This window comes from Streptomyces achromogenes subsp. achromogenes, assembly GCF_000720835.1.
GTDB lineage: Bacteria > Actinomycetota > Actinomycetes > Streptomycetales > Streptomycetaceae > Streptomyces > Streptomyces achromogenes.
Genome location: NZ_JODT01000002.1, coordinates 215,090 through 229,202, shown reverse-complemented (window position 1 = coordinate 229,202; position 14,113 = coordinate 215,090). Strand labels below are relative to the sequence as shown.

The following is a 14,113-nucleotide window of genomic DNA, read 5'->3' as shown; positions in this document are numbered from 1 at the left end:
CACCGTATGGAATCAGCGGGCGGCGAGCAGGTCGAGTGTGTCCAGCACGCGGTTGGAGAAGCCCCACTCGTTGTCGTACCAGGCGACCACCTTGACATGGCGGCCGTCCACGCGGGTGAGGGCCGAGTCGAAGACGGACGAGGCCGGATTGCCCGTGATGTCGGACGACACGAGCGGGTCCTCCGAGTACTCGAGGATGCCGGCGAGCGGCCCCTCGGCGGCCGTACGGTACGCCGCCAGCACCTCCTGCCGTGACACCTCCCGGCTGACGGTGGTGTTCAGTTCCACGATCGAGCCCACCGGAACCGGCACACGGATCGAGTCACCCGACAGCTTGCCGTCCAGATTCGGCAGCACCAGACCGATCGCCTTGGCGGCACCCGTGGTGGTCGGCACGATGTTCACGGCGGCGGCACGCGCACGGCGGGCGTCGCGGTGCGGACCGTCCTGGAGGTTCTGCTCCTGGGTGTAGGCGTGCACCGTCGTCATGAAACCGTGCTCGATGCCCGCGAGTTCGTCCAGCACCGACGCCAGCGGCGCGAGCGCGTTCGTCGTGCAGGAGGCGTTCGAGACGATCGTGTGCAGGGCCGCGTCGTACGCCTCGGTGTTGACCCCGTACGCGAGCGTGACATCGGCACCGTCCGAGGGAGCGCTGACCAGCACCTTCCTCGCACCCGCGTCCAGGTGCGCACGGGCCGCCTTGGCCGATGTGAAACGGCCGGTCGACTCCAGGACGATGTCCACCCCGAGTTCGGCCCACGGCAACCGCGCCGGCTCCCGCTCGGCCAGCACCTTGATGCGCCGGCCGTCGACGACGAGCGTGTCCCCGTCGGCGCTCACCGGCCGGCCGAGCCGCCCGGCCGTCGTGTCGTAGGCGAGCAGCCGGGCCAGGACGGCGGGCTCTGTCAAGTCGTTGACGGCGACGACCTCCAGAGCGCTGTCGCGTTCCAGCAGCGCGCGCAGCACGTTGCGTCCGATGCGGCCGAATCCGTTGATGGCTATGCGGGTCATGAGTGCGCTCCTTTCCGTTCGCCACCATCGTGGATCGCCGCGTCCGCCCATGACGACGGCGAGGGCGCCATGGTTCGCAAGGATCGCGCCAGGCGGTGGGCCGGCCGTGAGCGACCGTTGGGTGTCGCCGAGCGACCCCGCCCGGTGCGTTGCGACTTGGCTTGTTCCGGGTGCGGAGGGGCACGCTCGGTGCTTTTCCTCAGATCTCGCTCAATTACCGTCCATACCGGCCGGAAGTGTGGTGTCGTACACCCCGGCACCGAACGGCCGGGTACGGCATGGTGCTTGCTCCACACCGCCCTGCTCCGGGCGCGAACGTAAAGGGAGGGCGGAGATGGCGAAGGCGGTGCACGCCTGGCTGGGCGACACGCGGATCACTTGTCAGGTCTGCCGGGGAGAACTCTTCCGCGAGCGAGGCGTGAAGCTCAACAGCACCGGCATGGAATTCATGAAACTGGCCTGGGCGGACGAGACGGCGACGGGGCTGATCTGCTGGCACTGCGGGTATGTGCACCTTTTCGTCAACCGGGACATCGAGTTGCGCCGCGTCAAGATGTGACCGCGCGGCCGTGCGTTCACGCGCCGGCACCGTCCGCGTCGTCCCGACCGTCTTCCGGCTGCCCGGTGAGCCGGGTCGCGAGGCGGTAGACGATCAGGGCGTCCCGGTAGTCCTCCCCGGCGACGACTTCACCGGGGAGGTTCGTGCGCTCGCTGCGGGTCGTGGATGTCCGCCTCCCGGTGCCGGGGAAGCGGACCGCCGTTCGCGGCTCCTCCATGAAGCGGAGGCGGTCGGCGCGGACGGTCGCCCGGAACGCGATGTCCCAGGGCGGGTGGGCGGCTTCCGGCGCCGGGGCGTCGGCCGTTCAGGGCGGCTCGTCCCGTTCCCTGGGGGCACGGCGACGCACGGGACGCGGCGGCGACTTCCCCTCCTCGCCGCGTACCCGGCGCGCGCGGGTGCCGCCGCGACCGGGGACGGCCGGATCCCGGAACTCGTCGCCGGGCCCACGCGCCCGGGCCCTTCGGGGCGCCGCGCTCCGGCGTACGACACCACGCGCGGCGTCCGGCGCGTCCGCAGCGGCGCCCGGCGCATCGGTGACCGAGTCCGGTGCGTCCGCAACGGCGCCGGGTGCGTCCGCGACCGGATCCACAGTGTCCTCGATGGCATCGGATGCCTCCGCGACCGCGTCGGGTACGGTCTCGACCGCCCCGGTCACCCCGCCCGCGGCACCCGCCACGGTGCTCCCGGCCGCACGGCCCACACCCCCGACGGCGCCCGCGGCACCCCGCCCGACCCCTTCCACCGCCGAGCCGGCACCTCGCCCCACTCCCTCCACCGCTGAACCGGCACCTCGCCCGACGCCTTCCACCGCGGAGCCGGCACCTCGCCCCACTCCCTCCACCGCCTGGCCGGCCCCGCGGGCCACGTCCTCGACCCCTCGGCCGGCGCCTCGGCCCACGTCGCGCACGGCTGACCCGGCTCCGCTGCCGAGGTCGGCGACCGCCCTGCTCGCGCCCGTACCCAGCTCGCCGACGGCCTGCCGCGCCCCGCTCCCGACGTCCCGCACGGCCGATCCCACCCCGCGGGTCAGTTCCTCGAGGATCTGCGGATTGCGGTCGAGCGTGGTGAGCACCCGGTTGATGATCGCCGCCACGTTGTCGAGCCGCACCTCCAGCCGAGCCTGTGCCTCCACCCCCGAGATGCCCAGATGGACCCGGCCCAGTGCGACGTCGGCCCCCACGTTCAGCCTCAGCAGATCCAGCACCTCGGCCTGGAGCGAGACGTGCGCCCGCAGATCCTCCACGTCCAGATCGATCTGGTCCACCTTGAGCAGCGGGACATCGAGATAGACATCGGGCTCCGCGACGCCCGTCCTGCTCCGGCCGACGGGCTCGCCGTCCGGGCCGTCCGGGCCGTCCGGACCGTCCGGGGCGGCCAGGTCGTCGTAGACGTCGTCCCCGTAGACCTCGTCGTCCGCGTCGGCCGTCTCCCCGTAGACCTCGTCCTCAGGGCCGGCCGGGTCCTCGTAGTACAGCCCGGGCTGCTCCTCGATCGGCCCCTCACCGTCCTCGGCGCTGTCACGCATCACCGAGCCGCCTCCGCTGGTTCGCCGGACATTTCCTCCCATTCTGCGGTGATGTGGAGCAGGGCGCTCGGCGCGGATCCGCCATTGGTTTCTCCTTGGAAGCTGGTCGACTTTTCGTCTTTGACCTATGGGCACCCCGGGCGTGCACTGGAAGTGCAGCCGACCAGCGGTATCCGGGGAACCCGGGGCCGGTGCCCCGCACGTTCCCCGACACGGAAGGGCGATCATGGCCACGCAGCACAAGAAGACGGATCCGTTCGCCGTCGAGGGCGACTTCTTCCGGATCAAGGACCTGCTCGAACCCGGGGAACGGCAGACGCTGGAGCGCATCCGCTCCTTCCTCGCCGACAAGGTGGAACCGACCGCCGGCGAGCTGTGGGCCCGTGCCGAGTCCCCGCTGCACCTGGTGGACGCGATCCGCGACCTGGGCATCACCGGTATCCCCGGCGACGCCCCCGGGATCACCGCGCGCAGTCCGCTGCTGAGCGGCCTCATCAGCATGGAGATGGCCCGTGTCGACCCTTCGTTCGCCACCTTCTACGGCGTGCACAGCGGGCTGGGCATGGGCTCCATCCGTGAGTGCGGCTCGGAGGAGCAGCGGCAGCGCTGGCTGCCGCAGATGGTCGAGTGGCGCAAGACCGGCGCGTTCGGTCTGACCGAGCCGCTGGTGGGTTCCGGCACCGCACGCGGACTGCTGACCACGGCCCGCCGTGACGGCGGCGAGTGGGTGCTCAACGGCGAGAAGCGGTGGATCGGCAACGGCACGTTCGCCGACCTGGTCGTGATCTGGGCGCGCGACGAGGCGGACGGGCAGGTCAAGGGCTTCGTGGTGGAGAAGGGCACCCCCGGCTTCACCGCCCGCAAGCTGGAGGGCAAGATCGCCCTGCGCGGAGTGCAGAACGCCCACATCGTCCTGGACGACGTCCGGATCCCGGAGGAGAACCGCCTCCAGCGGGCCGACTCCTTCCGCGACACCGCACGCGTCCTCAAGGTCACCCGTGGCGGTGTGGCCTGGCAGGCCATCGGCTGTTCCATCGGCGCCTACGAGGCGGCCCGCGCCTACGCCGTGGAGCGCGAGCAGTTCGGCAAGCCGATCGCGAGCTTCCAGCTCGTCCAGGACCTGCTGTCCCGCATGCTCGGCAACATCACCGCCTCCCAGGCGATGGCGGTGCGGATGGCCCAGCTGCACGCCGAGGGCGCGCTGAGCGAGGCCCAGGCGGCCATGGCCAAGATGTTCTGCACCACCCGGATGCGCGAGACCGTCGCCTGGGCCCGTGAGGTGTTCGGCGGCAACGGCATCCTGCTGGAGTACCAGGCGGCCCGCTTCTTCGCCGACGCCGAGGCGCTCTACTCGTACGAGGGCACCCGCGACATGAACTCCCTCATCGTCGGCCGCGCGGCCACCGGCATCAGCGCCTTCGTCTGAGCCCCGACCCCCGAGTCCCGAGCCCTGAGCCCCGGCCCCCGAGTCCCGAGCCCTGAGCCCCGGCCCCCGAGTCCCGAGCCCTGAGCCCCGGCCCCCGAGCCCTGAGCCCTGAGCCCCGGCCCCGAGCCTTCCCCCGACCCGCTCCCCCCTCACCGCACACCACCCCCGTCCCGCACCGGGACGAACCCTTCCGCAAGGGGATGAGACGTTCATGAGTCACTCCACCCAGGCATCCGGCACCCGCCCCCTCGACGGCCTGCGCGTCATCGACCTGGCCGGCGTCATCATGGGGCCCTACGCCTGCCAGATCCTCGGCGACCTCGGCGCCGACGTCATCAAGATCGAGTCGCCCACCGGTGACGTGATGCGTCACGTGCACCGGCGGGACGCCGACACCATCGGGGCGCTGGCGCTCAACCTCAACCGCAACAAGCGCAGCGTCCGCCTGGACCTGAAGACGACCGAGGGCAAGCAGGCGGCGCTCGCGCTCATCGGCACGGCCGACGCGCTCATCACCAACATGCGCCCACGGGCCCTGCGCAAGCTGGGCCTCACCTACGAGGACCTGGCCGAGAGCAACCCGCGCCTGGTGTACTGCAACGCCCAGGGCTTCCGCTCCGACTCGCCGGCCGCCGACTACGCCGCCTACGACGAGGTCATCCAGGCCGCCTCCGGCATGGTCGACCTGATGCGGCGGGTCACCGGCCGGCCCTACTACGTCCCCACGGCCATGGCCGACAAGGTGTGCGGCATGACCATCGCCTACGCCGTGCTCGCCGCCCTGCTGGGCCGGGAACGCACCGGCAAGGGCCAGCGCGTCGAGGTGCCGATGGCGGACACGATGTTCGCCTTCACCCTGGTCGAGCACATCGGCGGCCAGGCGTACGAGCCCCCGGCCGGCCCCGTCGGCTTCCCGCGCTCCCTGGAACCGGGGCACGCGGCGTTCCCGACCAAGGACGGGTACGCCTGCGTCCTGCCGTACAACTACCGTGACGCGGAGGCCTTCTTCACGTTCGTCGGGCACCCCGAGGCGCTGGAGGGCTTCACCCCCGAGAACTTCCAGTCGAAGATAGGCGAGCTGTACGAGCTGCTCGCCCGGTACACCGACGGGCACACCACGGCGGAGTGGGAGGCGTTCTGCTCCCGGCACTCCATTCCGTTCGCCCCGGTCATGAACCTCGACCACGCCGGCGAGCACCCCTACTGGGCCGACGGGCACATGCTCGACGTGCAGCGGCACCCGCACGTCGGCCCCTACCGGGTGATCGGCGATCCCGTCCGCTACTCCGACTCGCCCTCCGGGGTACGGAGGCCCTGCCCGGAACTCGGGGAGGACACCGCGTCCGTCCTGGCCGAGATCGGCTACACCCCCGAGCAGGTGGCCGCGGTGACCGGCGGGTCCGACAAGGGGCAGTGAGGCGTACTCACGCTCCCGTACTCACGCTTCCGCACCCGGACCGTCGGCGGACCGTGCCGCGCACGTCTCCCGCAGGACGTCCAGGAACACCCGGCAGGCCGGGGACAGGGGCTCCCTGCGGCGTGCCACCCCGAAGGGGGCGCGCACGGGCGGGTCGAGGCGGCGTACGACCCCGCCCTGCTCCGCGATGCGCTCGGCGTACCAGCGGTCCACCAGAGCCGCGCCCGCACCGGTCAGCACCAGCGGGATCACGGAACCCAGACGCGGCGTGACGACACCGGCCCAGGAGCGCGCCGCCCGCGCCGGCCCCCGGCCGTCCTCCCCGTGCCCCGCGTCCTGCTGGTGCCTGGTGCTCCGCTCATCCCCGGTGTCCTCCTCGCGTCCGGTGCCTTCCTCGTGCCCGGCGTCGGCGAGGGCCCGGCGGATCGCGTGCCGGGCCGAGCCACCGTGCAGGACCGCCACCAGTGGCATGGCGCTCACCTCGGCCGCCGACACCGGACCCGGCGCGACGACGGTGCCCGGCGCCATGGCCAGCCAGATGTCGTGGTGGCCCAGCTCCTCCGTCACCAGGCCGGGGGCCGGCGGCAAGGGCAGGGAGACCACGGCCAGTTCGTGGCGTCCGTCGGCGAGCGCGTACACCAGCTCGTCGTCGTCGGGCGCGTCCTCCACGAGCACGCCGACCCCCGGGTGGGCCCGGCGGAACGCGCCCACCGCCCGCGCCAGCGGGTCGGCCGTCACCGAGGCGTGCGCCACCAGCTCCAGGCGCCCGGCGCGCAGCGACGCCACGTCCGAGACCGCGCGGCCGGCCGCCCGGCGCGCCGCCAGCAGCCGGCGGGCCGGTTCCACCAGGGCCCGGCCCGCCGGGGTGGGGACGACACCGCGCGGCGTCCGCTCGAACAGCTCGGCGCCCGCCTGCCGTTCGATCGCCCGTATGGTCTGCGACAGGGACGGCTGCGCCACGTGCAGCCGCCGCGCCGCCGCGGTGATGCCGCCGCTGTCGACGACGGCCAGGAAGTACTCGGCCTGCCGCAACCCGGTGAACGGCGCGCCCCGCCCCGGTTCACCCGTCATGGGACCCACCACCCACGTGCCCTCCGTCGTCCGGTGCCACCGCCAGGCCGGTCAGCGCCCGGGCGGCCGGGGACAGCCGGCCGGGCACATACACCAGCCCGTACCGCTGGCGCAGGGGCGGATCGAGCCGGCGGACCCGCGCGCCCTGCCCGGCGGCCCATCGCGCCACCTTCCCGGCGAGGAAGGACATGCCCGCCCCGGCCAGCACCAGGGGCACCACCATCTCCCGGTGCGCCACCTCGACCGTGACCCGCAGCCGCACCCCGTGGGCCGCCAAGTGGTCACCCACCAGGGCGCGCTGGCGGCTGTGACCGGTGACCCCCACCGTCTCCCGGCCGGCCAGCCACCGGACCGGTAGTGGGTCGGGCGGGGACGGTTCGCCGGGAGGGAAGACGGCCATGATCTCGTGCTCGGCCAGCGCGCGCACCACGATGCCGTCCGCGTCGAGAGGCAGATAGGCCAGGCCCACCTCGGCCCGGCCGTCCGCCAGCATCCCGGGGACCTCCGCGTCGCGGTCGGTGACCTGGACGCGCACCCGCACCCCGGGGTGCAGCCCGCGGAACCGCCCGAGGAGCGGAGCGCAGGGATCGACGGCCAGCACCGGTGTGGTGACCAGGTCCAGCTCCCCGGCCGGTCTGCCGTCCGGCCCGCCGATCACCTCACCCGTCCGGCGCAGCTCACGCAGCAGCAGCCGCGCGTGGGGAACGAACGCGTGCCCCGCCGGCGTGAGAACGGCCCCCCGCCGCACCCGGCGCACCAGCGCCGCGCCCAGCTCCTTCTCCAGGGTGCCCAGGGCCTGCGACAGCGACGGCTGGCTCACCCCGGCGGCCACCGCCGCGTGACCGAGGCTGCCGTGCTCGGCGACCGCGAGGAAGTACTCCAGCTGCTGACGGTTCACGCTCCGCACCGTACCCGGACCGGCACGCGAACCCCGCCGCAGGCGGCTAGTCCCGCCGGACGAAGGTGCGCCGGTATTCGGTCGGGGTGGTGCCGAGGATGCGCTGGAAGTGCGTGCGCAGGTTCGCGCCGGTGCCGAGGCCGGCGTCGGCGGCGATCTGCTCGACGCTCCGTTCGGTACGCTCCAGCAGTTCGCGGGCCAGATCGACGCGGGCCCGCATGACCCACTGCATCGGTGTGTACCCCGTGTCCTCGACGAAGCGCCGGGAGAAGGTGCGCGGTGAGACCGCCGCGTGCCGGGCGAGCACGTCGAGGGTGAGGGGTTCGCCGAGCCGGTGCAGCGCCCACTCGCGGGTGGCGGCGAACCGCTCGCCCAGCGGCTCGGGCAGGCTGCGCGGCACGTACTGCGCCTGACCGCCGCTGCGGTAGGGGGCCGCGACCAGGCGCCGGGCGGCGTGGTTCGACGCGGCGACCCCGAGGTCTCCCCGCAGGATGTGCAGGCACAGGTCGATGCCCGAGGCGGCGCCGGCCGACGTCAGCACGCTGCCCTCGTCGACGAAGAGGACGTTCTCGTCGACCCGGACCAGCGGATGCTTCGCCCTGAGCGCCCGGGTGTAGTGCCAGTGGGTCGTGGCACGCCTGCCGTCGAGCAGACCCGTGGCGGCGAGCGCGAAGGCGCCCGTCGAGATGGCGGCGAGCCGCGCACCCCGGGCGTGGGCGGCGAGCAGCGCCTCGACCACGGCGGCCGGCGGGTCTTCGCGGTCCGGGAACCGGTAACCGGGGAGGAAGACGGTCTCGGCCCACTCCAGCGCGTCGAGGCCGTGGGCGACGTGGTACGACAGGCCGTCACCGCCGGTCACCAGACCGGGCGCGGCACCGCACACCCGCACCTCGTAGGGCATGCTCGCCCGGGTCGTGAACACCTGGGCGGGAATGCCGACGTCGAGCGGCTTGGCACCCTCCAGTACCAGGACGGCGACACGGCGCATACGGGAGGACGACACGGGAACAGGGTACGAGCCGTCGCCTCAGCGGGAGCGGGCGGTCCGCCCGGGAGGGACATCCATGTGGCCCGCGGGGAGTTCGCCGGTCCCGGGGCGAGCGTGGAACGACGGCCTCAGGCGGCCGGTCAGCGCCAGGAACGCCACGAACGCGCCGGTGGCGATCCAGCCCGGCCAGCCGGTCATGCCCATGTGCAGCGGATCGACGGCCGCCGTGGGTTCGGCGAACTCCTTGACCATGCCGACACTCATGGAACTCACGAACGCGTGGCCGATGACGGCGGGCACCACCGACCCCGACCGCAGGCGCAGCCAGGTGAAGACGGGCAGGACGAGGACGCAGCTCACCAGCATGGCGGGCACCGACACATACCAGGGCCGGCCCGGGTACTGGCCGCCCATCAGCAGCGTGGGCAGGTGCCACAGGGCGAAGGCCGCGCCGGTGACCGCGTACGCCCACACCAGGCTCCGGCGGCCGCCGTCCCCCGCGAGTCGCGGGAAGAGGTAGCCCTGCCAGCCCAGCTCCTCGCCGAAGAACAGCGGGAGCGACACCAGCATGCCCAGTACGGCCCCGGCCGCCCAGCCGCCGAGCCCGCTCCCGTGCACGCCCCCGAACGGGTAGCGGCCGGCCAGGGTGCCGAGGGCGAGGGCCGCCGTGGTGAGCCCGCAGGGGACGGCGAAGGCCATCAGGCAGGACCGGGCGGTACGCCCCCACGGACCCGGCCACCGCAGGGCGAGCGTGTCCCGGACCCGGCCGCCGCGCTCGACCAGACGGACGACGAGGATCGCGGCGAGGGCGGGGGCGAGCATCGCGGCGGCGATGCACACCTCCTGCAGCGCACCGGTCTCCTCGCGGGCGTCGCCGCGGTGGTAACCGCCGAGCAGCAGCGGTGACATGGCCGCCCACATGCCGAGGTAGGCGACGCCGAGGTAGACGAAGAGGCCGCGCCGCCCGTGCGGGAGGGGCAGGGATCTTGTGGAGAGCGTCATGCCGGGGACGCTACGGGGCCGCGCGGCGGCGAAGAATGCGGCTGGGGCGCGTATCGGCGGTGGCCCTGACACCACCCCTGGCCGGGGGCTTTCCTACCCCCGGGAAGGCCGTTCCCGGGACCGGCGCCGGCCCGAGGGGAGCGGCACCGGTGCGGCGCCGGGGACGACGGTGCTGGACACGGTGCCGATGCCCTCCACGGTGAGGGTGACGGTGTCGCCGGGCTTGAGGGGCGGCGGGACGCGCTCGCCGGAGCGGCCCCACAGCTCGGCGAGGCAGCCGCCGTTGCCGCAGGTCCCCGAACCCAGGACGTCTCCCGGCACGATGCGGGTGCCGCGCGAGGCGTAGGCGGTCATCTCCTCGAAGGTCCAGCTCATGTTGGACAGCAGGTCCGTGCCGATCACCTGCCCGTTGACCTCGGCGGTCAGGGCCAGACGCAGGAAGCCCTCGTCGTCCCGGTACCGCTCCAGCTCGTCCGCGGTGACCAGGTACGGGCCCAGCGTGGTCGCGGTGTCCTTGCCCTTGCACGGGCCGAGACCGACCCGCATCTCGTCGGACTGCAGATCGCGGGCGGACCAGTCGTTGAGGACGGTGTAGCCGATGATGTGGTCGCGGGCCCGCTCGGGCGTGAGATCACGGCCCTCCCGGCCGATGACGGCGGCCACCTCCAGCTCGAAGTCCAGCGCGCCGGACCCGGGCGGCACGGGGATGTCGTCGTGGGCGCCGTAGACCGCGTGCGGGTTGGTGAAGTAGAAGGCCGGTGCCGCGTACCACTGATCGGGCACCCCGGCGGCCCCGTCCACGGACCGCCGTACGCCCTCGACGTGCTCCTCGAAGGTCACGAAGTCCCGTACGGAGGCGGGCCGCAGCGGTGGCCGCAGGCGCACCCGGGAGACAGGGGGGCCGGGCGGGCCCTGCAGGGCGGTGGTGCCGAGGGCGAGCAGCTCCGGGAGGTCCCGCCCGGCGGCGAGGACCTCGGTGAGCGAGCCGGCCCCGGGCACCGGGTACAGCACACCGGCGTCGTCGACGACCGCGAGCCGGTCCCGGTCCTGGTGGGTGTAGGCGGCGAAGCGCATGTGCGGCTCCTGGCGGGGGCTGGCCCGGGGGCGTCACGCCCCCGGGGAGGCGGGGTGGGATCAGACCGGCGGGGCGACGAAGCAGCCCCGGTCGGGGTCGTTGAAGGACTCCTTGGCGACCAGCTCGTTCATCGGGTTGGCCGTGCCCCACTGGTCGGTGACCTCGGGCCGCGAGAAGTCGTAGACGTGCGGGTGCCAGGTGTCCTCGTCCAGTATCTCCAGCTCGGTCGTGTACTCGACGGTGTTGCCGTGCGGGTCGAGGAAGTACGTGAAGGTGTTGTCGCCCGCCATGTGCCGGCCCGGGCCCCAGATCTTCCGGAAGCCGGCGCGCATCACCCGGCCCGAGCCGCGCAGGTACTCGTCGATGCCGCGCATCTCGAAGGACACATGGTGCAGCGAGGTGTGCGGGCCCCGCGCGATCGCCATGGAGTGGTGCCGGCTGGAGATCCGCATGAAGTGCATGACCTCGCCCATGTGCGGCGAGCTGAGCGTGTCGGAGAGGCGGAAGCCCAGATGGCGCTCGTACCACTCCCGAGTGCGGTTCAGATCGGGGGAGTTGAGGACGACGTGGCTCAGCTTGACCGGGATCGACTCCTTCTCCTCGATCTTGCGGTGCCGCCGTACCGCCACGTCGGCGGAGACCTCGATGGTGCGGCCGTCGACGTCGAAGAAGCGGAAGCCGTAGCCACCGCCCGGGGTGTCGACCTTGCCCGGCCGGGTGATCAACCGGACGCCACCCGCCAGGAGTCGTTCCGCGAGGGTGTCGACGTCCGCGGGGGAGGCGGCCCCGTAGGAGACCAGGTCCAGCCGCTTCTCGTCGGCTTCGCGGAGCCGGACGACGTACTGCTCCGGGGAGCCCTCGGCGGCGAGGAAGGCGATCCCGGAGTCCTCGGCGACCTTGGTCAGGCCCCAGACGCCGGCGTAGAAGTCGAGCTGCTTGTCGTAGTCGGGCACGGCGAGGTCGACGTGCCGCAGATGGGTGAGCAGGCGCATGGTGTCAGTCCTTCCGGAGGAGGGCGGCCGCGTTGCCGCCCCGGACGGCGTGGAAGTCGGCCTCGGGAAGCCGCGCGGCACGCAGGGCACCGACGGGGTCCTCGGTGCCCATGTCGAAGGGGAAGTCCGAGCCGAGCAGCACCCGGTCGGCCCCGGCGACCCGGACCAACTCCCGCAGCACGTACGGGTCGTGGACGAGGGAGTCGAAGTACAGCCGCCGGAGATAGCTGCTCGGCGGATGCGCGCAGCCGGCGCGCGCGTCGGCGCGGGCGGACCAGGCGTGGTCGGAGCGGCCGATGTGGGTGGGCAGATAGCCGCCGCCGTGGGCGGCGATCACCTTCAGGCCCGGATGGCGGTCCAGCACCCCCGAGAAGATCAGGTGCGAGAGCGCGACGGCGTTCTCGGCGGGCTGGCCGACCGTGTTGGACAGGTACCACCGGTCCAGCCGCTCGTCCAGCGTGCACCCGAAGGGGTGCAGGAAGAGCAGCGCGCCGGTGTCCTCGGCGCGCGACCAGAACGGCTCGTACGCCGGATCGGACAGCTCCCGGCCCGGGGCGTGGCTGGAGATCTCCACCCCGGCCAGTCCCTGCGCCAGGGCGTGGTCCAGCGCCCGCACCGCCTGCCGGGGATGCTGGAGCGGGACGAGCCCGAGTCCGCGCAGCCGGTCCGGGGCGGCCGAACAGTGGGCCGCCGTCGCCTCGTTGACGAGGCGGTACAGCTTCTCCGCCGTGTCCTCGTCCGTCCAGTAGTGGTAGTGCGAGGGGGAGGGGCTGACCAGCTGGACGTCCACGCCCTGGGCGTCCATCGCGGCCAGCCGCGCACCGGTGTCCGTCAGTTTCGGCAGGCGGTCGCGCACCATCGGACCGTTGACGGCGAGGGCGGCGGGCCCGTTGCGGCGGGCGTCCAGTGCCCGCGCCTCGGCCAGCCCCGGCAGGCCGTCCACCAGCGCCTCGGCCTCGGGCAGCAGGAGGTGCGCGTGCACATCGACCGTCGGGGAGGGGTGGTTCACGGCTCCTCCCGGAGCAGGCTCATGGTGCGGCCCATCAGCCCGGGGACGTCCGCGTCGCGGACCCCGTCGAGCTGCCACCGGCCCAGCAGCACGGACGCCTCCACCACCGCGCGCACCCGCGGGACGCGGCGCTCGTAGTACGCCCGGAGCAGCGCGTCGTCCCACTCGTCGGCACCGGTCAGCAGCTCGGCCAGCACCAGGGCGTCCTCCAGGGACATCGCGGCCCCCTGCGCCAGGGTCGGCGGGCAGCAGTGCGCGGCGTCACCGGCGAGGACCACCCGGCCGCGGTGCCAGGAGCCCTCTACCAACAGCCGGTCGAACCACGTGTAGTTGACCTTGGCCGGGTCGGTGATGTGCGGGACGATCTCCGTCCAGTGGCCCCCGTAGGCGGAGGCGAGCCGGCGCATCTCGTCGGCGTACGTCTCCGGCGGTATGGAGGCGCGGTCGCGGCTGTCCTCGGCGACGTACGCGTACAAGGTGGTGTCGCCGGTGGGGCAGTAGCCGGCGATATAGGCCGGGCCGCCGTAGGCGAGGTCGGTGCGGACCACGCCGGCCGGGCGCGGGGCGGCGACGCGCCAGACGGCCATGCCGGTGGGTTCCGGCTTGTCGGTGATGCCGATGGCGGCGCGGGTGGCGGAGCCGAGGCCGTCGGAGGCGATCACCAGGTCGTAGCGGCCTTCGGTGCCGTCGCCGAAGCGGACCCGCACACCGTCGCCGTCCTGCTCCAGCGCCTCGGCCCGGGTACCCAGGCGCACGTCGGCGCCCGAGGCGCGGACCGCGTCGATGAGGATCCGCTGGAGCCGGGGGCGCTCGATGCCGACGGTGGCGGGCAGATCGTCACCGCCGGTGCGCAGGTCCCGGGCGACATGCAGGACGGTGCCGTCCGGGGCGGTGAGACCGGCGGAGTCGAAGGCGAAACCGGCCTGCGCGACCCGCTCCCACACGCCCAGCGCGCGCAGCACCCGCAGGGCGTTGCCCTGGAGTGTGATACCGCTACCGGCGGTGGCGTTCCAGTCGTCCTTGGCCTCCACCAGCTCGACGCGCAGGCCGGCCCGGCGCAGCAGGACCGTGACGGCGTTGCCGGCCGCCCCGCCGCCGATCACCAGGACCGTGCGGGCTGTACTCATATGCGTAACTCCT

Annotated in this window: 14 protein-coding genes; 3 read left to right on the top strand and 11 right to left on the bottom strand. The window is 73.2% G+C overall.

The genetic code is table 11. From position 1 onward, the window contains the following. Window positions 1-12: 12 nt before the first annotated feature. A complete protein-coding gene (gene gap, locus IH25_RS0102870; RefSeq protein ID WP_030602271.1) occupies window positions 13-1,011 on the bottom strand; it encodes a type I glyceraldehyde-3-phosphate dehydrogenase in 999 nt (332 codons plus the stop codon). A gap of 334 nt (window positions 1,012-1,345) precedes the next feature. Between gap and IH25_RS0102865 the strand changes: the two genes are divergently transcribed. After that, window positions 1,346-1,570: a hypothetical protein gene (locus IH25_RS0102865; RefSeq protein ID WP_030602269.1), complete on the top strand. Its 225-nt coding sequence runs from the start codon at window positions 1,346-1,348 to the stop codon at window positions 1,568-1,570. A 16-nt stretch (window positions 1,571-1,586) separates the two neighbouring features. On the opposite strand, the gene IH25_RS0102860 is transcribed toward IH25_RS0102865, so the two are convergent. Beyond that, window positions 1,587-1,787, bottom strand: a complete 201-nt coding sequence (locus tag IH25_RS0102860; protein ID WP_037654186.1) for a hypothetical protein — start codon at window positions 1,785-1,787, stop codon at window positions 1,587-1,589. A gap of 87 nt (window positions 1,788-1,874) precedes the next feature. Next, window positions 1,875-3,095, bottom strand: a complete 1,221-nt coding sequence (locus IH25_RS37280; RefSeq protein ID WP_037654184.1) for a hypothetical protein — start codon at window positions 3,093-3,095, stop codon at window positions 1,875-1,877. 226 nt (window positions 3,096-3,321) lie between these two features. Here IH25_RS37280 and IH25_RS0102850 point away from each other — a divergent pair, with 226 nt between their 5' ends. After that, a complete protein-coding gene (locus IH25_RS0102850) occupies window positions 3,322-4,521 on the top strand; it encodes an acyl-CoA dehydrogenase family protein (RefSeq protein ID WP_030602260.1) in 1,200 nt (399 codons plus the stop codon). Window positions 4,522-4,732: 211 nt separating this feature from the next. Continuing rightward, entirely contained in the window at window positions 4,733-5,938 is a 1,206-nt protein-coding gene (locus tag IH25_RS0102845) for a CaiB/BaiF CoA transferase family protein (protein WP_037654182.1), read from the top strand. Between the two features lie 21 nt (window positions 5,939-5,959). Here IH25_RS0102845 and IH25_RS37275 read toward each other — a convergent pair whose 3' ends face one another. The 8 genes from IH25_RS37275 to IH25_RS0102805 form a co-directional block, all read right to left on the bottom strand. After that, window positions 5,960-7,009: a LysR family transcriptional regulator gene (locus IH25_RS37275; RefSeq protein ID WP_051753694.1), complete on the bottom strand. Its 1,050-nt coding sequence runs from the start codon at window positions 7,007-7,009 to the stop codon at window positions 5,960-5,962. Then, on the bottom strand, window positions 6,999-7,907 hold the full coding sequence (locus tag IH25_RS0102835) for a LysR family transcriptional regulator (RefSeq protein ID WP_051753692.1): 909 nt from the start codon (window positions 7,905-7,907) through the stop codon (window positions 6,999-7,001). Before IH25_RS0102835 ends, IH25_RS37275 begins: the two co-directional genes overlap by 11 nt. A 46-nt stretch (window positions 7,908-7,953) precedes the next feature. After that, window positions 7,954-8,910 carry a GlxA family transcriptional regulator gene (locus IH25_RS0102830; protein ID WP_030602249.1) on the bottom strand — a complete coding sequence of 319 codons (957 nt, stop codon included), beginning with the start codon at window positions 8,908-8,910 and terminating at the stop codon, window positions 7,954-7,956. Window positions 8,911-8,934: 24 nt separating this feature from the next. Beyond that, window positions 8,935-9,897 (bottom strand): CPBP family intramembrane glutamic endopeptidase, encoded by a 963-nt coding sequence (locus IH25_RS38425; RefSeq protein WP_051753689.1) that lies wholly within the window; start codon window positions 9,895-9,897, stop codon window positions 8,935-8,937. A gap of 93 nt (window positions 9,898-9,990) precedes the next feature. Next, window positions 9,991-10,971 carry a fumarylacetoacetate hydrolase family protein gene (locus tag IH25_RS0102820; protein WP_030602244.1) on the bottom strand — a complete coding sequence of 327 codons (981 nt, stop codon included), beginning with the start codon at window positions 10,969-10,971 and terminating at the stop codon, window positions 9,991-9,993. Between the two features lie 60 nt (window positions 10,972-11,031). After that, complete coding sequence (locus tag IH25_RS0102815) at window positions 11,032-11,964, bottom strand: VOC family protein (RefSeq protein ID WP_030602241.1); 933 nt, start codon at window positions 11,962-11,964, stop codon at window positions 11,032-11,034. 4 nt (window positions 11,965-11,968) lie between these two features. Then, window positions 11,969-12,973 carry an amidohydrolase family protein gene (locus tag IH25_RS0102810; protein ID WP_030602238.1) on the bottom strand — a complete coding sequence of 335 codons (1,005 nt, stop codon included), beginning with the start codon at window positions 12,971-12,973 and terminating at the stop codon, window positions 11,969-11,971. Further along, complete coding sequence (locus IH25_RS0102805) at window positions 12,970-14,100, bottom strand: FAD-dependent oxidoreductase (RefSeq protein WP_030602235.1); 1,131 nt, start codon at window positions 14,098-14,100, stop codon at window positions 12,970-12,972. The genes IH25_RS0102810 and IH25_RS0102805 overlap by 4 nt, the downstream gene beginning before the upstream one ends. Between the last annotated feature and the right edge of the window lie 13 nt (window positions 14,101-14,113).